At 28.6% G+C, this 22,265-nt stretch carries 21 protein-coding genes and 1 riboswitch; of the genes, 4 read left to right on the forward strand and 17 right to left on the reverse strand.

Annotated features, from left to right (window positions below):
• Positions 1-148 precede the first annotated feature (148 nt).
• A riboswitch (SAM riboswitch) is annotated at positions 149-248 on the forward strand.
• Between the two features lie 152 nt (positions 249-400).
• From QX51_RS06305 to QX51_RS06315, 3 genes are all read left to right on the forward strand, one after another.
• Entirely contained in the window at positions 401-949 is a 549-nt protein-coding gene (locus QX51_RS06305; RefSeq protein WP_039679054.1) for an ECF-type riboflavin transporter substrate-binding protein, read from the forward strand.
• A 254-nt stretch (positions 950-1,203) separates the two neighbouring features.
• Complete coding sequence (locus tag QX51_RS06310; protein ID WP_039679055.1) at positions 1,204-2,889, forward strand: ABC transporter ATP-binding protein; 1,686 nt, start codon at positions 1,204-1,206, stop codon at positions 2,887-2,889.
• A 10-nt stretch (positions 2,890-2,899) separates the two neighbouring features.
• Positions 2,900-3,727 (forward strand): energy-coupling factor transporter transmembrane component T family protein, encoded by an 828-nt coding sequence (locus tag QX51_RS06315; RefSeq protein WP_039679056.1) that lies wholly within the window; start codon positions 2,900-2,902, stop codon positions 3,725-3,727.
• A gap of 84 nt (positions 3,728-3,811) precedes the next feature.
• Here the strand turns inward: QX51_RS06315 and QX51_RS19405 are convergent, their stop codons facing one another.
• A complete protein-coding gene (locus tag QX51_RS19405) occupies positions 3,812-4,348 on the reverse strand; it encodes a VanZ family protein (RefSeq protein WP_052232912.1) in 537 nt (178 codons plus the stop codon).
• A gap of 243 nt (positions 4,349-4,591) precedes the next feature.
• On the opposite strand from QX51_RS19405, the gene QX51_RS06325 reads away from it, so the two are divergent.
• A complete protein-coding gene (locus QX51_RS06325) occupies positions 4,592-5,590 on the forward strand; it encodes an LCP family protein (RefSeq protein WP_039679057.1) in 999 nt (332 codons plus the stop codon).
• 88 nt (positions 5,591-5,678) lie between these two features.
• Here the strand turns inward: QX51_RS06325 and galU (QX51_RS06330) are convergent, their stop codons facing one another.
• The 16 genes from galU (QX51_RS06330) to QX51_RS19410 all read right to left on the reverse strand — a co-directional run bounded on the left by galU (QX51_RS06330) (position 5,679) and on the right by QX51_RS19410 (position 22,209).
• Positions 5,679-6,566: a UTP--glucose-1-phosphate uridylyltransferase GalU gene (gene galU / locus QX51_RS06330; RefSeq protein WP_039679058.1), complete on the reverse strand. Its 888-nt coding sequence runs from the start codon at positions 6,564-6,566 to the stop codon at positions 5,679-5,681.
• A 273-nt stretch (positions 6,567-6,839) separates the two neighbouring features.
• Positions 6,840-7,874, reverse strand: coding sequence for an SDR family NAD(P)-dependent oxidoreductase (locus QX51_RS06335; protein ID WP_039679059.1), 1,035 nt, complete (start codon positions 7,872-7,874; stop codon positions 6,840-6,842).
• 52 nt (positions 7,875-7,926) lie between these two features.
• Positions 7,927-9,378: a flippase gene (locus tag QX51_RS06340; protein ID WP_039679060.1), complete on the reverse strand. Its 1,452-nt coding sequence runs from the start codon at positions 9,376-9,378 to the stop codon at positions 7,927-7,929.
• A gap of 13 nt (positions 9,379-9,391) precedes the next feature.
• Positions 9,392-10,300, reverse strand: a complete 909-nt coding sequence (locus tag QX51_RS06345; RefSeq protein WP_052232913.1) for a glycosyltransferase family 2 protein — start codon at positions 10,298-10,300, stop codon at positions 9,392-9,394.
• Position 10,301: 1 nt separating this feature from the next.
• Complete coding sequence (locus QX51_RS06350; protein ID WP_039679061.1) at positions 10,302-11,210, reverse strand: ATP-grasp fold amidoligase family protein; 909 nt, start codon at positions 11,208-11,210, stop codon at positions 10,302-10,304.
• A 48-nt stretch (positions 11,211-11,258) separates the two neighbouring features.
• Positions 11,259-12,497, reverse strand: coding sequence for a hypothetical protein (locus QX51_RS06355; RefSeq protein ID WP_039679062.1), 1,239 nt, complete (start codon positions 12,495-12,497; stop codon positions 11,259-11,261).
• A 1-nt stretch (position 12,498) separates the two neighbouring features.
• Positions 12,499-13,653, reverse strand: a complete 1,155-nt coding sequence (locus QX51_RS06360; protein WP_039679063.1) for a glycosyltransferase family 4 protein — start codon at positions 13,651-13,653, stop codon at positions 12,499-12,501.
• A 16-nt stretch (positions 13,654-13,669) separates the two neighbouring features.
• The gene (gene pssE / locus QX51_RS06365; protein ID WP_039679064.1) at positions 13,670-14,149 is read right to left on the reverse strand and encodes a PssE/Cps14G family polysaccharide biosynthesis glycosyltransferase; all 480 of its coding nucleotides are present in this window, start codon (positions 14,147-14,149) and stop codon (positions 13,670-13,672) included.
• Positions 14,150-14,159: 10 nt separating this feature from the next.
• Complete coding sequence (gene pssD / locus QX51_RS06370; protein ID WP_039679065.1) at positions 14,160-14,633, reverse strand: PssD/Cps14F family polysaccharide biosynthesis glycosyltransferase; 474 nt, start codon at positions 14,631-14,633, stop codon at positions 14,160-14,162.
• 466 nt (positions 14,634-15,099) lie between these two features.
• Positions 15,100-15,762 (reverse strand): sugar transferase, encoded by a 663-nt coding sequence (locus tag QX51_RS06375; protein WP_039679066.1) that lies wholly within the window; start codon positions 15,760-15,762, stop codon positions 15,100-15,102.
• A 265-nt stretch (positions 15,763-16,027) separates the two neighbouring features.
• Positions 16,028-17,065, reverse strand: coding sequence for an acyltransferase (locus QX51_RS06380; protein ID WP_039679067.1), 1,038 nt, complete (start codon positions 17,063-17,065; stop codon positions 16,028-16,030).
• Positions 17,066-17,394: 329 nt separating this feature from the next.
• A complete protein-coding gene (locus QX51_RS06385) occupies positions 17,395-18,561 on the reverse strand; it encodes a nucleotide sugar dehydrogenase (RefSeq protein WP_039679068.1) in 1,167 nt (388 codons plus the stop codon).
• Positions 18,562-19,071: 510 nt separating this feature from the next.
• Positions 19,072-19,965 carry a DUF368 domain-containing protein gene (locus QX51_RS06390; RefSeq protein ID WP_302466947.1) on the reverse strand — a complete coding sequence of 298 codons (894 nt, stop codon included), beginning with the start codon at positions 19,963-19,965 and terminating at the stop codon, positions 19,072-19,074.
• A 118-nt stretch (positions 19,966-20,083) separates the two neighbouring features.
• On the reverse strand, positions 20,084-21,001 hold the full coding sequence (galU, locus tag QX51_RS06395; RefSeq protein WP_039679069.1) for a UTP--glucose-1-phosphate uridylyltransferase GalU: 918 nt from the start codon (positions 20,999-21,001) through the stop codon (positions 20,084-20,086).
• A gap of 15 nt (positions 21,002-21,016) precedes the next feature.
• Positions 21,017-21,211 carry a hypothetical protein gene (locus QX51_RS20590; protein ID WP_161791906.1) on the reverse strand — a complete coding sequence of 65 codons (195 nt, stop codon included), beginning with the start codon at positions 21,209-21,211 and terminating at the stop codon, positions 21,017-21,019.
• Positions 21,212-21,255: 44 nt separating this feature from the next.
• Positions 21,256-22,209: a peptidoglycan recognition protein family protein gene (locus QX51_RS19410; RefSeq protein ID WP_052232914.1), complete on the reverse strand. Its 954-nt coding sequence runs from the start codon at positions 22,207-22,209 to the stop codon at positions 21,256-21,258.
• Positions 22,210-22,265 lie beyond the last annotated feature (56 nt).

The following is a 22,265-nucleotide window of genomic DNA, read 5'->3' on the forward strand; positions in this document are numbered from 1 at the left end:
ATATAAGTTTAATATATCCCAATATAACCTTTTTCCTCTATATTTCTTATTAAGTTGTAATCTATTTGTAAATTATCTAATTATATTTTTGAACTTGACAAATTTCGACTTTTTTTATAAAATATACGCTGGAACTTAAATAAAATATTCCTTATCAAGAGAGGTGGAGGGACTGGCCCTATGAAACCCAGCAACCGGTCGAAAGACAAAGGTGCTAATTCCTACAGAAGAATTCTGGAAGATAAGATTACGTATATAATCTCTTTCTTACCGGAAAGAGATTTTTTTATATAAAATTTTAATCAAAACTCATATTTTAGTTAAATTATTTCTGATTTAAAATCAAATTATAAGGTAATAAAATAAATAGAATTAAAGGAAATGGAGAAATACAAGTAATATGATCAAAATAGATACAAAAACAATAGTGACAATCGGCGTTGCTGCTGCTCTTTATGGAGCCTTAGGATTTGTTGGAATTCCCATTGGTCCCAATACACAATTAAAACCTGCCATAGCACTACTTGCAATCTTTTCTGCTCTATTTGGTCCATTAGTTGGATTTTCAATGGGCTTTTTAGGTCATATGCTGACTGACATGATTGCTGGTTGGGGAATCTGGTGGGGCTGGGTAGCAAGCTCTGGTATTATGGGTCTTTTTATGGGCCTAGTTTTCAGATGCAAGAAATTTAGCATAAAAGATGGTTTATGCAATAAGTTCCACGTTTCATATCTTGTAATTACAGGTATGATTGGTATTATCTTAGCATTTATATTTGCTGCTGGTTTCGACGTAGTTGTTATGGGTGAACCTTTAGACAAAATGAAAATTCAAGCTGCTCTTGCCATATTTACAAATGGAATAGTATTTTTGGGTATTGGAGTTCCAACTATACTAGGTTTTGTTAGAGCAAATAAAAAAAATAGTGGATTAAAGATTGAGGACTAAAGTCTCAATCTTTAATCCACTATGGCGCCAACGATATGGCTTTGCTCGCGCTTCAGCCATCTCCGTTGCTTAAAATTTTTATAACATAGCGCCAACGATATGGCTTTGCTTACGCTTCAGCCATCTCCGTTGCTTAAAATTTTTATAACATAGCGCCAACGATATGGCTTTGCTTACGCTTCAGCCATCTCCGTTGCTTAAAATATCAATCTAAAAATCGAGGACTAAATAAAGTAAAAAATAAGGAGAATATAATGATAAGTTTTAAAAACTTTAGTTTTAAATACAACAATGTAGTTGATAAAACTTTAAAAAATATAGATATAACTATAAATAAAGGTGAAAAAGTCTTAATAGTAGGACCAAGCGGTTCTGGAAAATCTACTCTTTCTCATTGTATAAACGGACTTATTCCTTTTTCATACAGTGGTGAAATTGAAGGCGAACTTATAATAGATAATATTAAACCTTATGAAAAAAGTTTATCGGATGTAAGTAAAAAAGTCGGTACAATAATGCAAGATCAAGACTCTCAATTTATAGGCCTTTCTGTTGGGGAAGATGTTGCATTTAACTTTGAAAATGACGCCATACCAGTTAAAGAAATGAAAGTTAAAGTTGTAAATGCACTCGAATTAGTAAACATGGTTGATTTTATTAATCACAGTCCTTATGAATTATCCGGAGGACAAAAACAAAGAGTCTCATTAGCTGGAGTTCTTGGCAATGATGCTGAAATACTTCTTTTCGATGAGCCTTTAGCTAACTTAGATCCAGCTAGCGGAAAAGAAGTCATGGAGTTAGTTAATAGTATTCATGAAAAAACAAACAAAACTATTATAATAGTTGAACATAGAATTGAAGATGTTCTAGAACAAGCTTTTGATAAAGTTATTGTTATAGACAGAGGTGAAGTTAAAGCTATTGGTGCTCCTGATGATATCTTAAAGTCAGACATATTGTCAAAAAGCGGACTTAAAGAACCTCTTTATGTATCTGCTATGAAATATGCCAATTGCAATCTAGATAAAATAAATAACTTAAGAGACTTCAATAACTTGGACGAAGACTCTAAAGAAAAAATTAAAAATTGGTTCAACAATGAATCTACAAATATTTCTATGAAGAACAATAATAAGGAAGAAAAAATTCTAGAGGTGAGGAACTTAACATTCTCTCATGATAAAAATAAAAATACTTTAGAAAATGTATCTTTCCACCTTAATAAAGGTGAAATTCTAGCTGTTCTAGGAAACAATGGTGCAGGAAAATCTACTTTATGCAGAGTTATAACAGGAATATTAAAATCTAAAGAAGGTAATATCTTCTTAAAAGACGAGTGTATAGACTCTTGGAGCATAAGTAAAAAAGGTTCTTCCATAGGATATGTGATGCAAAATCCAAATCAAATGATATCTCAACATATGATAAAGGACGAAATTGCCTTAGGATTAAAATGCAGAGGGTATTCAAAAGAAGAAATAGATACAAAAGTTGAAGAAGTTCTAAAAATTTGCGGTCTATACCCTTATAGAAACTGGCCAGTTACAGCACTTAGCTACGGTCAAAAGAAAAGAGTAACTATAGCATCTATTTTAGCAATAAATCCAGATGTCATAATTCTTGATGAGCCAACTGCTGGACAAGATCACAAACACTATACTGAGTTTATGGAGTTTATAAAAACTTTAGCAAACAAAGGAATTTCTATAATCCTTATAACTCATGATATGCAATTAACACTAGAGTATTGTGATAGAGCCATGGTACTTTCTGCTGGTAAAAAAATAGCAGACAATAAACCATCATGTATTTTAACTGATGAAAATATTATAAAACAAGCAAACTTAAAAGAAACGTCATTATCAACTTTAGCAAAAGCTATTGGTATAGAAACTCCAGATGATTTTGTACAGTTCTTTATAGATTATGAAAGATAGGTGAAAGACAATGAGTAGAGCCCAAACTCTATATATTGAGGGTGACTCTATTTTCCATAGATTAAGTGGTGTAAGTAAAATATTATTATTCCTTACTTGGACAATGATAACAGTAATGTTTCTTGATATAAGAGTGTTCTTAGTTATGGGAATAATTAGTACAATCATGCTTTATTTTGCACAAATACCATCAAAAACATTAAAACCACTACTATGGATAATGGTTGTTTTCAATATAATAAACGTAATTTTTATACTACTAATAACGCCACAGTATGGAAGTGAATTAGTAGGAACAAACACAAAACTAATCAACATAGGATATGCATATATAAACAAAGAGACTCTATTCTATGTTTTAACTATATCATTAAAATATGCAGTACTAATGCCAATAACTGCTATTTTTATATTCACAACACATCCAAGTGAATTTGCCAGCAGTTTGAACAAAATAGGTATACCATATAAAATTGCTTATGCTGTAAATATAGCATTTAGATATATCCCTGATGTACAACGTGAGTACAGAGATATTCTAGATGCTCAACAAGCAAGGGGACTAGCATTCCACAAAGGCGAAGGTAGCATCGGCGAGATTTTAAGAAATTACACTACAATATTCGTACCATTAGTTTCTTCTTCTATTAAAAGAATTGAAACTGTTTCAAATGCTATGGAACTAAGATCTTTTGGTAAGAAAAGAAAAAGAACTTGGTATAGTTATGAAAAGCTAAAGGGCGTGGACTTTGCTTTTATAGCAGGATGTATTATAGTTTTTGCTATGGCAATTTATCTAAAAAACAATATAATAACTGGATTTTATTATCCTTTATAAAAATAACCTGGGTTCATATAGTATGATTACCCAGGTTATTTTTATAACATTATAATTTATTATCTATTTAACTAAAATTAGCATTTAATTTTCAAACTTTTCAAGACTATCATCTGCTTCTCTAAATCTTTTAAATATACATTTAAACCCTTTTCCAAATAAAAATATAAATGATAGTATTAAAATCGACAGTAATGCTCCTGATGAATCTATAAATACATCTGTTAAACTACCTTCTCTGCCTAAAATTTGTAGTTGTCTTCTTTCATCATATACTGCATATAAAAGTGTAAGGGTAAATGAAATACATGCCGAAAATATTACTTGTCTTGATAGTATGTATATTACTATCATCATAAAGCCACCTATTATAGCATACATGGCAAAATGAGCTGCTTTTCTTACTAAAATATTTTTACTATGACCTTTTAATGCATTCTTTATTCCATCTTTTATTTTTATTAGAGTTTCATTTTCTAGAGTTACTCTATCTCTTATTTCTTCCACTATATTAACTACAGTATTAGACTGTATTGAAGAAGACTCTCCATCTTGGCTAGAAAAATAATACATAGTTCCCATACTTACTATTAACAGCAGTATACATATGACTTTTTTCATCTATGTCCTCCTTATTAATCTGCATTATACACTTTTCTACATATACTAATATATTCTAACATACTCATTTTTTTCTTACAATGTTTATCACATACATTTTATTACAAAAGTATAACTTTTATTTTTTTATTATTTACGGTATAATTATACATATGTTTACACATTTAGATAATAATCTTATTTTTTACATGTGTAGATAAACAAATTAAATATTAACTAGCAAGGTCAAGAAGGGAAAAAGAAATGTCAAAACTAAAAAAAACTATAATAGCACTTTTATGTCTATTAGTGGCGGTTCCTCTGTTTGTATTTGGATTTATTTACTTTAAATTAGGTTCAATACATGAAAGCACTGATTATATTTCAAAAATAGATGAAGTTAAAGGTGTAACTAATATTCTCTTAACTGGTATTGATGCTAGACCTGGAGAGACAGCATCAAGAACTGATTCTATGATGATTCTTACTATAGACAATAATAACAAAAGTGTTAAACTAACTTCACTAGCTCGTGATACTTATGTACAATTACCAGGACGTGCTCCAGGAAAACTCAATACTGCCTATTTCTGGGGTAAAGAATCTATGCTTTTCGAAACTATAGAAAATGAATTTGGTATTGGACTTGACAAAATAATTCAAGTTGATTTCAATGCTTTAATGAGTATTGTTGATGTACTTGGAGGTGTAGAGGTTAATGTGCCTGCTAACAACTTAGCTGAAATTAATAAATATGCAAAAAAATGTTATGGTGTATATACTTCATCAAGTAAAGGTGAGTTCCAACAAATAACATCGCCAGGAAAACAAACTTTAAATGGTTATCAAGCATTAGGTTTTTCACGTGTTAGAAAAGTAGACAGTGCAATAGATAGAGATGAAAGACAGCAGGAAGTACTTATGGCAATAACTGATAAAGCTAAATCAATGCCTATAACAAAATATCCCCAGCTATTAAATACTATACTTCCTTATGTAAAAACTAACTTAAGCAGTTCGGAACTATTAAATTTAGGTATAACTGCATTAGGAATAATAAATAGTAGTGATGATATTAAAACCGCAGAATTCCCAATCATCGATGATGTTCATGTAAAGGGTGGTATCTATAAAAATGCTGGATGGGTTTGGCTATATGATAAAAACTCAACAGTTGTACTTCAGGACTTTATATATAAAGATATAGATATGGAAGATAATGAATATTTAAATGATAATAGTAAAATACAACTTAACTACTAAATCTATGAATTTTACTCACCAACAAAAACTAAATAATCAAATAAAAAAGTAGGAAATATAATATAATTTTCCTACTTTTTTGTTTAATCTATTTAATTGATATAGAATAGTCAGATTTACTTCTTAAAAACTCTATAAAGTCATTCCTAAGTTCTGGTCTTTTTAGTGCAAAATCAACTGTAGCTTCTAAAAATCCTAATTTATCTCCAACATCATATCTTCTTCCTTCAAAGTTATATGCATATATAGCCTCTTTTGTAGCTAAAGTTTGAAGTGCATCAGTAAGTTGAATTTCCCCACCTTTTCCTGGTTCTTGATTTTCTAATATATTAAATATTTCAGGTGTTATTATATATCTTCCTAATATAGCTATGTTCGACGGAGCCTCTTCAACCGATGGCTTTTCAACCATATCTTTAACTTTATAAACTCTATCTTCTATATGTTTAACATCAAGTATTCCATACTTGTCTACATTTTCTCTTGCAACTTCTTGAACTCCTAAAATTGAAGTTTTATACTCATCATAAGCCTGTATCATTTGCTTTAAACACGGAGTTTCAGCATCCACTATATCATCTCCTAGTAAAACCGCAAATGGCTCATTCCCTATAAAACTTTTAGCACAATGTACTGCATGTCCAAGTCCCTTAGGCTCTTTTTGTCTTATATAATGTATATTAACCATGTTTGATATTTCTTGAACCATACTTAGCATTTCTTTTTTTCCTTTTTGTTCAAGCTCTAACTCTAATTCTACAGATCTGTCAAAGTGGTCTTCTATAGATTTTTTATTCCTACCTGTAACTATTAATATTTCTTCTATTCCAGACTCGATAGCTTCTTCTATAATATATTGAAGCGTTGGCTTATCAACTATTGGTAACATTTCCTTTGCTTGTGATTTAGTAGCAGGTAAAAATCTAGTTCCTAATCCTGCTGCCGGTATAATTGCTTTTCTAACTGTTTTGTTCATCTTTTTCTCCCATTTTACTACTATCTAATTTTAATCACTATAAATTCCATATTATAGTATATCTTAATCTTCTATATCTGTACATACTTTCTCTGAAATAAAAAATTTGCTTCACTCATGCCCAATGATGTATTTTTACTTCACTTTAGATGCATCTGGAACTCCATTTAAATAGATTAAAATTTATAATTTGTCTACAAATAATATAAATTATAAATTCCTTTAATGTAAAAAAGCCATTCCTATATAATATAGGAATAGGCTTCTATACAATTAACTACAATAATATTCTTTATACCATCTGGCAAATTTTCTTAAGCCATCTTCCAAAGAAGTAGACGGTTTAAAATTAAAATCTTGAACTAAATCATCTACATCAGCATATGTTTGATAAACATCTCCTGGTTGCATTGGTAAAAACTCTCTTTCCCCTTCTTTTTCTATTATACCTTCCTCAATCAAACATTTTTCTAAAGTTTCTACAAAGTATAACAATGATTCTGGTTGATTATTACCTATATTATAAACTTTATATTTAGCACCATCTTCAGTTTCATCTGGTATTTTCCCCATTACATTTATTACACCTTCTACTATATCATCAATGTACGTAAAGTCACGTCGCATATCCCCATAATTAAATATTTGAATCTTTTCACCTTTAACTAATTTATTCGTAAATCCAAAGTAAGCCATATCTGGTCTTCCCATCGGCCCATAAACAGTGAAAAATCTAAGTCCTGTACAAGGTATTTTGTATAATTTTGAATATGCATGCGCCATTAACTCATTAGATTTTTTAGTAGCTGCATAAAGTGACACAGGGTTATCTACTTTATCATCTGTCGAATACGGTACTTTTTTATTTGCACCATACACAGATGACGACGATGCATAAACTAAATGTTCTACTGGATGTCTACCTTCATCATAAGAGTGTCTACATGCTTCTAATATATTGAAAAATCCAGTCATATTTGAGTCCATATATGCCTTAGGATTTATTATGGAATAACGAACACCAGCTTGAGCGCCTAGATTAACCACTATATCTGGTTCATAGTTTAGGAATATATCATTTATAAATTTATCATCTGCTAAATCACCTTTAACAAATGTATATTCTTTATAATTTTCTAATTGAGTTAATCTGTCTTTTTTTAGTTGAACTTCATAATAATCATTCATATTATCTATGCCAACTACCTTCATTCCTTTTTCTAATAATTCTTTTGATAAGAAGTAACCGATAAATCCAGCTCCTCCTGTTACTAGTATTGTTTTTTTGATATTTAATAAATTATTCATTTTTTCACCTATACTTTTACAATTAATATAATTAGTAATAATATACCTATTTTTATCTTTGAAGAAGCATTCTTTTTTTGATTTTTTTTGTAGTACTCATTATTATTTCATCTTTAGTAATTAGTAAATATAAAGCTCCTAATAATAAGTATGTTACTCCTCCTACTACAACTTCTACTATCAAAGTTAATATTGAAGCTCCCATATAATTTCCTATCATACGAACTACTAAATACATTATACCACCTGGTATTGTAAATAGTATAAAACTTCTAATATATGATACAATAGGTAATTTTTTCCTCACATAAAAAGCTTGTACTACACATACAGATATCTCTGCAAATACTGTTCCAATCACGGTTCCCATAGCTTGTAACCTACTAATTAATAATAAGTTTATTATAACATTCACTATAGCACCTGTAAAAACAGATACTATATATATTTTATCTTCGCAACTAGGTATCAAATATTGTGTTCTTATTATGTTTGCAAATGCTATAAAAGGAACTGTAATGGCTAGTACAGTAATTAAAGGTCCGCAGACTAAAAATTCATCACCAAAAAATACTGGAACAAACTCATGAGATATACTCGCTATTCCAAATCCTAAAGCAAAAGCTATAAACATTATATACTTCATTGATATCTTTATATACTTTTGTGTTTCCTTATTATCTCCCTTAGCAATCATATTCGACATTCTAGGTAACATTACAGTTCCAAATGCAGTTATAATCGTCATGGGTATATTAATAATCTTTTCTGAGTTTTCATAAAAACCAACTTGAGTCTTTGTTGCAAGACTACCAAGCATTATTTTATCCATAACTTTATATAAACTTACTGCAATAGCTGGTATAAATAATACCGCCATTGGCTTTAGATGTATTTCAACTTCTTTCCATGTAGGTTTTACAAAAGATACATATCTTCTTAGGAAGAACCACACTATAGATTGACTTATAAATGACCCTAATGCCATTATAGTTACATATATCCAAAGATCATTTTTTGATTTTACAAAAGTAAATATTAAAACTACTGTAAGTATTTTTATGATTGTATTTCTTGTTACGGTAAGCTTAAACTTCTCTATTCCAAAATAAAACCAGTTTATATCAAATAGTGCTCCAAGTACGTAAGTCCCTTGGATAAATACATACAGTCTATTTTCTTTTACTATGAATAATGCATAAAATATATAAGCAAATATTACAAATACTGATATCAATGCATGTAAACAAAATATACTACTAAATGTTCTATTTAAATCCTCTCTATTGTCCCTTGATTTAGCAATCATACGATTACCATAATTTTTTATTCCTAGCATAGCAAATAAAACAAAGTAATTTGCTATAGAATAGGTATATGAATATATACCTATTTTTTCAGCGCCTAAAACTCTTGATATATACGGTGATGTTACAAGAGGTAACAAAATAATTAATAATTCATAGGCACTTTGATATATAAAATTCATCTTTAATTTACTCATAACTACTCCTAATTTATCTTTGAATAACTATATTACACAAGGATTGTAAGCACTTTAAATTGAACTTGACTTTTGTTAACATATAAAATGGATCTATTTTTAGTCCTTGTAAATAAGCTGTTTTAGCCTTAGTGAAATCCCTATTATTAATATATCTAGGCACTAAATTTGAAACTTTATGAGCTTTTAATCTTTTATTATTTTCATAATACTCAGCATAAATACTATTTACCATTTCTATTCCTTGTATTTTTTTTGAACTATCACTAGATATCCTGTCACCTTCATGAATGTAATAATGAAGTAATTCTTCATCTACAAAGTCCACTTTAAATTCTTTAGCTATTCTTAACCACATTTCATAATCTTGAGCTGCTAGTAGCTTGGTATTAAACATTCCTACTTTGTCAAAGCAATTTTTTTTAATCAATGCTACTGATGTTGGTCCTATAAAGTTACTCCATAATAATTTTTCAAAAACATTCCCTCTATATAACTGATGTTTTTCCATTTTATCCTTTTTAGCTACTTTATCATGTATTAGCTTTTTACAGTAGACAAAATCACAATTAGATTCAATCATTTTTTGTACTTGTTTCTCTAACTTAGTATCATACCACTCATCATCATCATCTAAGAAGGCTATATATTCTCCGTTAGACGCTTTTATACCAGTATTTCTTGCTGCACAAGCACCTTTATTGGTTTCATGTTCAATATATTTAATTCTGTCATCCCCTAAAGAAATTACCATGTTTTTAACATTATCTCTATCTGCAAAATCATTAGGACTATCATCCACTATAAATAGTTCAAAATTATCATAAGTTTGAGTCAATATACTATTAATTGCTCTTTGTACCATTGTAGATTCTCTTTTATAAGTAGTAATAATAATACTAACTAATCCCTTATTCTGCATATTATTTTACCTCCATTTTAGGTAATTCTATCCAACTACCTAACATCTCATCCATTTCAAGTTTTTTTATTCCACACCAAGGATAGTAGGTAATTTCTCCAAAATATATTTTCCCATTAATATTATAAAAATCTACTCTTACAAATGGATCCTCCTTAGATAATAGCTTACTTAACTCCAGCATCTTTTCATGTTGTTCAGGCCTTTTAACCGGTGAATGGTTTATTAGATCTTCCTTATCAATAATAGCAGTCATATTCCAATCATTATCATAAAAATCAACTTGAGCTATCCCTTCTTCATCTCTCATTTGACAAAATAATACTAATTTTGGTTCCCCATTAAAGCAAAAGTATTTATAATCTGGAAGGTCATTTAGCGTTTCATCTACCATAAATTCTTCACAAATAATTCTAGGTTTAACATTTTTATATGGCCATTCTCTTCCAAACCAAAACCAACTTTTTTTCATCCATTTATTAAGTTTAGCTTTTGATTTTTCTATATCCAATTTATTTTTATCTTTACAAACAATATTACAATGAGAGCCATGAGTACATTTTAATACAAATTTTTCAGGTAATTCATCCCAATTAATTTCATCCACACTATTATATACTCCTATAAGTGGTATTAAATATTCTTCACCTAATTTTTCAGTTATATATTCTCTAACCTTATACTTATCTACTCTATAAGCAAATTCATTTTTTCTATAATATAACTTTAGCCACTGTAATTTTTCTGTAAAAGTCTTTGGGTTTTTCAAATCTAGTTTTTTACCTAACTCTGTTCTATATAAAATTTTTAAATACATTTTATCACTCATCCAATTAAATAAACCTCTATCCCCTAAAGGCCTAAATAATCTCCATGGTGAAACAATATATTTCTTTATTTTGCTAGACATTTCATATTCTCCTTTTTATACTTCTCTTAATTTATATTTCAAGGTTGTTTAATTGCTTATTTTTTTATCTGAATATATAGCTATAGCAAATAATAAAAATAATACATTATACGGTAGATTAAATATATATACTTCTGTTATTCCAAATAATATATAAATAAATATACATATTAATGCTTTAATATTTTTTTCTTTGAAAGCTTTTTTTGCAACTAAATAATATCCTATAACAAAAACAATTAATATTATTATTCCATATCTAACAGCTATATGACCATAAGCATTATCCAGTGCTGTAGTATCATATAAGGCTGTTTTTTTAGAAGCATATGTTGATATAATTTCTATTTTTTGACCTATTATAGAATACCCTTGATTAATGTAATAATCATGAAGCAACTTTATCCTTCCACTAAGCAGTTTATTTATTAAAAAGTAAATCTTATTATTAGGATCATATAGTACACCTAGTGCTATACTTACAACCGAACTCATTATAATAGATATTTGAGTTCCAATATATATAGCTTTATTCAATATATCAATTCTTTTTATAGGTTTATGCTCAAGGTATTTATAAATAGCTACCATAATTATAAGAATAAAAATTAATAAAGAACTTGTTCTACTATCACATACCTTAAGAATAAACAAACCTAATAGTAATAGTATTAAATAATCTTTGTAGTTGAACTTTTCCCATCTAATCCATACACTAATAATAATTAATTGTAAAATTTGACCTGCAAATGCATTTGGATGTGTGAATCCTAAACTATATCTTATATCTCCGTCACGTCTAGTAAAAATTCTATTTTCTATAACTCCACTTAAAGCTAACATTACAATAATAGAAATACACAAAATTTGTATAAATAAGGTTAACTTAATAACTTTATTTATATCAATATCTTTGGCAGCTACAATAAATATAAAAGCTGTTAGCAACAATTTAACACCACTAAAATACGCTGATATAAAAATAAGGGTTCCTATTAAAACAATTTTTAATATCTCATTTTTTTTATAATTTTGGTAACAGATTACCTTTATAAATAAAAGTGCATATAATGGATAAATTATAATTTTAGCCAACAAATCAGGATCTACTCCGAAAAAGCTTTTTAATGTAGTAAATTTAAAGAAAAAGTTCACTACCATAAAAGTTATATATGAGAAGTAAAAAAGATGTTCAGGAGATATATTAACTTCGTTATCTAAAAACGGCATTGTTTTGTTTAATAATTTATTAAACAATTTCAAAGGGTCTTTTATAAACTCTTTCATTCTATATATCCTTTCTTTCACTTATAAATTTAATAATATTTTCAGCTCTTTTTTCTAACGTCAAAGTCTTAGCCTTCTCTATACTACCCTTAGCTAGACTATCTCTTAGTTTTTTATCCTCATGTAGCTTTTCAATAGCCTGTTGTATTTCTTCCACACTTTCAGGATTTATTTTGATAGAACATGTTTCATCTAATATTTCATTGTTGAAAGGTTTATCAGATGATATAACTGGCGTACCACAAGCTAAGGCTTCTATTATAGCATTACAACACCCTTCATTTAATGTTGGAAGCACAAAAACATCAACAGCACTGTAGAAGTATGGTAATTCTTCGTTATTTATGGGTTTTGCAAATAAACACTTACTGCTAGTCGGAACTAGCTTACCCTTTCCTGCACATGCAAAATTTACATTTCTTGTGTTTTCAACTGCTTTTTCCAGCCTTAATACTCCTTTACGATCGTCAAAGCTTCCTACAAAACCTACTATAAAGTCATCTTCTTCAAATCCAAACTTTTCACGAGATTCTTTTTTATCTCTTGGATAGAATCTTTCTTTTCTATATCCATTTGGAAACACTTTTATCAAACTTTCTGTAACTATTCTTTCATCCAATAATAAATCTTTATTTCTTCCTGATACAGCTACTACTCCTGCTAAAGATTCTAACTCTTTTGCCACCTCACTAGCACCAAAATTCTCTATCGACCAATTTGTAGATTCTCCATGTGCCATAAAAGATGGTATATTCAACTCTCTGCCCATTCTAGCCGCAGTAATTCCTGCTGGCGTTACGAAATGACCATACACTACATCTGGTTTTTCCTCCATTTTAGAAATAACTTTTCTTACAGATTTAGTAAATAAGTTTGTAGTAAGAGGTGCTGGACTCTTTCCCAAAATCCTATGAGATTGACCGAAGCCAATAAATTTAGGGAAATAAACTTCTACTTCATTATTATTTTCAGTCATTTCTATTTTTTTATATGGAATCCTTGAATATTTAAAATTCAAGTTTACTGATAGAGGACATATTACAGACATTTTAATTCCTTTATCTGCCATTGCCCATACTAATTGTTGAACAAATACTAAACCACTTGGATCAACTTCATTGGGATATTTATTAACTATAACACAAATATTTTTCATCCTTAATAACCTTTCTCTAAATCTCTTCAATAAACTCTATCAACGAATTAATAATCGTATTAGTATTTGATATATACTTATTAAAGTTCATATTATCAATATTTTTCACTGCTTCTTCCAGTTGGTCGCAATCTTCACATGAACATATTAAATTCATGCTATCAAATTGTTTCATTAACTGTAGTTGATGGTTGTCTACATGTTCTCCGTACTTTGCAAGACGAGCAACAGCAATAACCTTTTTGTTTTGCTTTAATGCACCTACAATAGCACCTGTTCCTCCATGAGTTATGACTTTATCACATGAATTCATAGTACTAATAAATTCTTCTCTTCCTAAAAATTTTTTACATTTAAAGTTTCTAGGCGTATAGTCACTGTAACCTATTTGTGCAAAAACTTCTTCTCTTATAATGCCTGCTTCTATTAACCTATCTATTTCTTTTAATAGTCGATTAAATTGAAACTTCTGTGAACCTAGAGTTACAAATATCATTATTTTCCTCCTAATAAATGCTTCCTTTAAAAATTGCATCGGGATATACATCTAGCATTTGTTCCCACTGAACATAGAATCTGTCTGCAAACTTATATATAAGTTTACCTGTTTCAGTTCCTGAGGTAACTTTTGCAAATGACTCAATATAAATTAATTTTTTCTTAAATAATTTAGCTATCAAACACATAGGTATCATAGCTAATACCCCTGTGCAAATCACCACATCTGGTTTTTCTTTTATATATATTTGTATAGTTTTAAATAAATTTATAACCATTCTCGGTATAAAAGACAATTCTTTTCTATTAACTTGCTTTAAATAATATACTCTTTGACCTTGTACATCACAACAATAATCTGTTCTTTCTGTAAGTATAAAACTATCATATTTTTCTATTAATGGCCTTAGCATTAATAATTGCTCATAATGTCCTCCTGAAGATGCAGCAAAACAAATCTTTTTTTTACTACTTTTTTTCATAAAGTATAAATCCTCCAATATTTTCATACGCTTCTAACTTCTAGATTGCTCTATAACAATATAACCATTTTATATTATATAACAAATTTTATTAATTTTGTTATTTTTGTTAATTCCATATTATTTTTTATTTATTTTCATTAATTAATATATTTTTATTTTTATATCTTGAATAAAATATTATTAATACAATTACTATTAAAATAATTATTGTTAAATTTCCTAAAGAAATATTTCATATAAAATAAACATATATATGGTTCAATTACATAGCTATTCCTAAAGGTATGGCACCTTTCAATTCTATTATAAGTACCACTGATAATAACATTAACTTAAAATATTCCAATCGTTCATTTTCCCTTAAACACGAATAAAACCATCAGATAATAGTTAATTATTATACTGATGGTTTTTAATTTTTTCACCGTCTACATTAAACAGTTTTAGTTATTTATTAAACTAACTAAGATGCTGTCTCGTCACCTAACAAAACTTTGAATGTTTTAAATATCAGCTTCAAATCAAGGATTAAATTTCTGTTTTCTATATACTGCAAATCCATTTCTACCCACTCATCAAATCCGATAGTGTTTCTACCGCTAACTTGCCATATACAAGTTAACCCTGGCTTTACAAGTAATCTCTGAATTTGATACTGGTTATATTGTTCTACTTCAGATGGTATAGGAGGTCTTGGTCCTACAAAACTCATATCTCCCTTTAGAATATTAAAAAGTTGTGGCAACTCATCTATACTTGTTTTTCGTATGAATTTACCAACTTTGGTTATTCTCGGATCATTTTTTATTTTAAATACCGGTCCATCCATCTCATTAAATTCTTGTAAATTTACTAATAAGTCCTCAGCATTAGTCACCATACTTCTAAATTTATACATGGAAAATAATTCTCCATTTTTTCCACATCTAGTTTGTGCAAATATTACTTTGTCTTTAGGATTCTCTATCTTAATAAGTAGAGCTACTATAAAAAATAATGGCGATAATATAACTAACCCAACAAAAGATGCTATAAAATCAAAAGTTCTTTTCCAAAGTAAATAAAAAAAGCTTTCATATGGTTTGATTTTTTTACTAATTTTATGATTTATTATACTTTTTTCCACTAAATTACCTCATTCCCCCGTAATTCTATTTTTATACTCCATCGATATAAATATATATAAAAATCTTTTTACCTAATATCTCTCACTATAATTGGTATCATTCAATAAAGTATATTAATTATACTATCACGGTATATTTTTTTATACAAGTATAAAATTACACATTTTGACTAATACATATAACTTTTTCTATATATACTCAAAAATCAACAATTTAAATAGCTGTGTACAAGTACTTCAAACTTTGTAACACAGCTTATTTATATTATAATATTTTTTTCAATAAAGGTATTTTTTTCAAAGTCAAAATAATTATACTTCCAATAATAATTATTAAAGTAACAGTTACTAAGCATGCTGGCATGGTTTTAATAAATGGCTTTAATAAATATATAAATTTGTATAAAAACAATCTACGTAAAAATTCCTCAATTAAGTATATACCAAATGTACATCCACCAATAGTGCATAATAAATTACTAGTTTTTTCATTCACTGTAATTTTATCAAATATGAGTTTCACAAACAAATAAGTGAAAATAGTTGGAACTGCTATGAAAGCACCTAACCACTTTTGTGTTTTAAAATCACCTGTCATACTTATTTCACTCCACGTAAAATATGCACTAATTATAACACATAATATAGAGAATAAAAAAACAACTATTAACACATTTTTTCTTTTATAATCTTCAAAATAATTTTCACAATAATAACCTACTATAGGGAAAAATATACTATCTTTTAAAAACGTACAAGTTAATCTAGCGTTTATGGATAAACCCACTTGCTTTTCAATAATACTTGTAATAAAGGTAAACAATATCCATATTCCAAATAAATATTTATAATCTGTCTTATCCATATTTTTTACCATTTTTCTTAATAAAGGTAGAACTACTAAAAACGAAATATATGAATATAAATACCAATATGGAGTAACTATTGGTGACTTATAAATTATTTTCAAAAATTCTATTATATTAAAATTGCCTATATTAATACGTATAGAATATATATATTGTAAAAAAGAAAATAACAATAATACAATCAATATTCTATATATACGCTTTTTATACAGATCTGATATAGACTCTTCTTTACCTAACAATAATGCTCCTGATATCATAAAGAAAATAGGAACTGCAATTTTACATATTATAGCCATAAATAAATATATTATGTATAGTATTCCACTATTTGTTTTTAAATAAGCCTGAAACCCAAAAGTACCAGTATGATTAAATATTACTAAAAAAATTGCAATTATTCGTAAGGCCTCTATATGTAATTTTTTTGTCAAAGTATTCCCCCCTAATCAGTGATGTTTTCACAACATTCATAAATATACTTTTTAACATTTTATTATAGTAAATATACCATAACCATCTTTAACGCTGGTATTTTATAATGAAGCTAAATTTCCCATTCAAAAAGCCTATGCAAATTACATAGACTTTAAAATTTGTATTTAATTTTAAAACTTGTTCTTTACCATGGATATAAGTCAACTTATTGCTTACATCATAATTTAATATTGACAGTTATAATCAAAATAGTTTTTTAAATCTTATTCTATTTAATTAATTATTTATCTGAAACCATTCTTATATTTATCCTTTATTAATACATTTAATCTCTTTTGAATAAATCTCTAGTATAAACCTTTTCTTCCACATCATATAAATCTTCTGATAATCTATTTGAAACTATGACATCTGATATAGATTTAAATTCATCAAAATCTCTTATCACTCTAGAATTAAAGAATGTTTCTTCTTGTAATACTGGCTCATATACTACTACTTCAATACCTTTAGCCTTAATTCTCTTCATTATACCTTGTATAGAAGATGCTCTAAAGTTGTCAGAACCAGTCTTCATTGTTAATCTATTTATTCCTACTACTTTAGGATTTCTTTTTATTATTTGATCTGCTATATGATCTTTTCTAGTTCTATTCGCATCAACTATAGCACCTATTATGTTATTAGGTACATCTTTATAATTTGCTCTTAACTGTTTAGTATCTTTAGGCAAGCAATATCCGCCATACCCGAATGATGGATTGTTATAATGTCCACCTATTCTTGGATCTAAGCCTACCCCTTCTATTATTTGTTTTGTATCTAATCCTCTAAGTTCCGCATATGTATCTAACTCATTGAAGTATGCTACTCTAAGAGCTAAATACGTATTCGAGAATAGTTTTACAGCTTCTGCTTCTGTAGAATGTGTAAACAGTACTGGTATTTCTTCTTTTATAGCACCTTGTTTTAAAAGAGACGCAAATTTTTCTGCTCTTTCTGATTGCTCCCCAACAATTATTCTTGAAGGATATAAATTATCATATAGCGCTTTACCTTCTCTTAGAAACTCTGGTGAGAATATTATATTCTCAGTTTCAAACATTGCTCTTACTTTTTCTGTATATCCAACTGGTACTGTTGACTTTATTACCATAGTAGCATCTGGATTTATAGATAATACATTGGCTATAACAGCTTCTACAGTTCTTGTATTGAAATAATTCTTTTCCGGATCATAATCTGTTGGAGTTGAAATTATAACAAACTCAGCGTCCTTATATGCTTTAAATGCATCTGTTGTTGCAACTAAGTTCAACTCCTTATTTGCCAAATAATCTTCTATCTCTGCATCTACAATTGGAGATATTTTATTATTAATCATGTCTACTTTTTCTTGTATTATATCTACTGCAACTACTTCATTATGTTGTGCTAATAGTATAGCATTTGATAGTCCTACATACCCTGTTCCTGCTATTGCTATTTTCATTGTCTTTTCCCTCGCTATATTTCTTATATTTTATCTTTTTATTATACAATTACTTACACTAATTTGCAAATTTTTCTTGTATTATTCTTATATTTTTTACCTTTTATACATTATGTAACTTTATATATTTTTCATTAATATATCCTATTTTATTATTATACTTAATCTTATATAGCTTACCACTTTTTAATATATTAACATAAAATTCTTTAGGTATTCTTCACACTGTACTACTATTAATACTTGAGACAAAAAAAGCTGTCACACAACATTTTTTATTGCTTGTGAGACAGACTTTTTCTCTTAATTAATAAACTCTATACTATTATAATAAATTCGGTGTACTATATACTTCAAAAATCACTTACGATTTTCACTTATAATAATATACCCTATAAAGTAAGTATATTTTTTCTACTTTGGTATGATAATTTTATAAAATCCATTTGAACTAATCTATACTACTTTTCCTATTTACCTATTATCAATATGCTCACATCGAATTTCCTTTTAAATACACTCTGTCTTCGCCTCATCTTCTGATACTACGCTTTTATTTTTAAGTACAATCTTAAGCATTTCCAAAGCTGGAACTAATGTACATCCTATAGTAAAAAATGCTATACTAAAACTCCCTATACTCATTGGAACTTGTGGTATTTCCAATGATGCCGGTCCCATAATAACTGCATATGTAGATCCTATCATAAGACCTATGATGCAATATATAGTCTGTGACCTAAACTTCCTAAGTAACGCTCTTACACTTCTTACAGTTACTAAAACACCAACTAAAATTCCTACCCCAAATATAATTATACCTGGTAAATATTCAAAATTTAATTTAAGTATTCCTTTTATCCCGTTAAGTATTGGTGTATAAAGGCCAAATATTAATAATATGGTAGAACCTGATATTCCTGGTAAAACCATAGCTGATATGGCTATCATGCCAGATATAAATATATATGCTCCAAAACCTACACTTAAATTCTCCAACTTAATAGAAAAACTCAAACCACTACCTGTCATTGGATTAAAGTAAGTTATTGCACAAACTAAAATTATTCCTATTATTAAAAAGAGCATATTTTTTTTATTACCTTCTAGTATTTTTCTTTCCGATTTAATTATTAGCGGAATAGATGCTATTATAAATCCTAAAAATAATGAGCTTATTTCATATATATTTTTTTCAAATATAGATGTTATAAATAGAACTGATAATATAAAACCAGTTACCCATCCAACTCCTATTTTAGATAAAAACTTAAAAGCTTTTATTCTATCTGTTTTACCTCTAGATATCAAATTATTTAAAGAATTTACAAAATCATCATAAAACCCTAGTATAAATGCTACTGTACCTCCTGATACTCCAGGAACACTGTCTGCCAGTGCCATACAGAAACCTCTGATAAAATTTAATATATATATAAGATTCACCCCTCACATTCTATAAGTATTTTAACTAAACGCAACTTTACCCTTGGTCTTATGAATTTTTGTGGTAAGGTCAAAATTATTCTGTAGTCATAGCCACTTCTAATTCCACAGCTCTATCATCTCTCTCTTCTGATTTACGTTTTAAGAATGATATGAAATCATCTCTAAGCTCAGGTCTTTTCAATGCAAAATCTACAGTTGCTTGTAAAAATCCTAATTTATCTCCAACGTCATATCTTCTTCCTTGGAAGTTGTATGCGTAGATAGCTTCCTTAGTAGCAAGTGTTTTAAGAGCATCAGTAAGTTGGATTTCCCCACCCTTTCCTGGCGCTTGATTTTCTAATATATTAAATATTTCTGGAGTTATTATATATCTCCCTAATATTGCTATGTTAGATGGTGCTTCATCAACTGCTGGCTTTTCTACCATATCTTTCACTTTGTATACCCTGTCTTCTATGTGTTTAACATCGAGTATACCATACTTGTCCACATTTTCTCTAGCAACTTCTTGAACACCTAAAATAGAAGTTTTATACTCATCATAAGCACTTATCATTTGCTTTAAACAAGGTGTCTCAGAATCTACTATGTCATCCCCTAGTAATACTGCAAAAGGCTCATTTCCTATAAAGCTTTTTGCACAATAAACAGCATGTCCTAGACCTTTTGGTTCTTTTTGTCTAATATAGCAAATATTTACCATATTCGATATATCTTGAACCATATTTAGCATTTCTATTTTACCTTTTTTCTCAAGTTCTAACTCAAGCTCTACACTACGGTCAAAATGATCTTCTATAGATTTCTTATTACGACCAGTAACTATTAGTATTTCTTCTATACCTGACTCAATTGCTTCTTCTATTATATATTGTAAAGTTGGTTTATCTACTATTGGTAACATTTCCTTAGCTTGTGCCTTAGTTGCAGGTAAAAATCTAGTCCCTAGACCTGCTGCTGGTATTATTGCTTTTCTTATTCTCTTTCTCATACTGCCCCCCAAAATTTATTTTCCATAAGTTTTGCATATAGTTTCATCAATTATTCTATCATAAAAATTTATAACTGCATATATAGAAAAATGTGCAGCTTTTCTTACAACAACACCTTTCTTGTATTTAGTATGAGCTATGGCCAAACTGCATCTACAGGACAACAAGTTGGAATAATAGATACTACTAATTAAGTTTCTGGAAAACATCTTTACTTTATTATTTCTATATTGTTTAACTAATTTTCACAGACTCAATCATTAACAATAGCCCTATGAGTATCAACCCCAGCATATCCATCTGCACTTAGCCCCCTTGATTTTTGGTAAGATATTACTGCAGCCTTTGTTTTACTTCCAAAACTTCCATCAACCTCAACCCTATGTCCTCTATTAATCAATGCCTTTTGCAGCCAAACTACGTGATCACCCTTGCATCCTATTTTCAAATAATATTTCTTAACAGCAGATTTAGTAGCCTTTCCATAAATACCATCTACAGGCAAGTTACATTTATATACATTATTAAGAGTAGTTTGCAGATATCTAACTATATATTTTCCTTCATTAGATTGCTCTTTTGATATACTTCTGTTTGACATGTAATTTTTTATAAGAGGATAAAAATTATTAACAAAGGCACTTTTTGAATTTCCAAATCCCATGAAGTTTGTTCCTGGACAAGTTTTTCTAGATTTGCTTGCATAGTAATCCCCTAGATATGTTCCACCACTTGTAAACCATGCATGTGGTCTAATTGTAGAAGTGGAAGGAATTAGATTTAACTTTTCACATAGTATGCCATACACTGCTATGACAGCTTCTTTTTGCGTTGCCTTCATTATATCTTTATTTTTATCAAAATCTCCATAAATTTCAATACAAATTTTACTAGTATTCCAACCTGTTATACCTACTGGAGTTTTATTAATATCCCTTCCTGTTGTTATCTTTCCATTGGGAAAAATATTAAAATGCTGTGCTATACATGCCCACCCTATACTTTTGCCATAAGAATTAAGATTTATAGTTCTTGTTAATTCATCTTCTGTATTTCCATTTGATTTATAGAAACAATCATAATTAGGTAGTGCCATATGATGAACTTGCAATCCATTTACTTTGCGTGCTATTTTTAGATTTTTTATATAACTTTCAAATTCACTTATAGTATCAAATCGTGTAAAGCTACCTCTTGTTTCACTCATATTCAACAACCCCTTACTTTTTTATTTTTTACAAAATAAACACCCTAGATGATTTA

Source organism: Terrisporobacter othiniensis, assembly GCF_000808015.1.
GTDB lineage: Bacteria > Bacillota > Clostridia > Peptostreptococcales > Peptostreptococcaceae > Terrisporobacter > Terrisporobacter muris.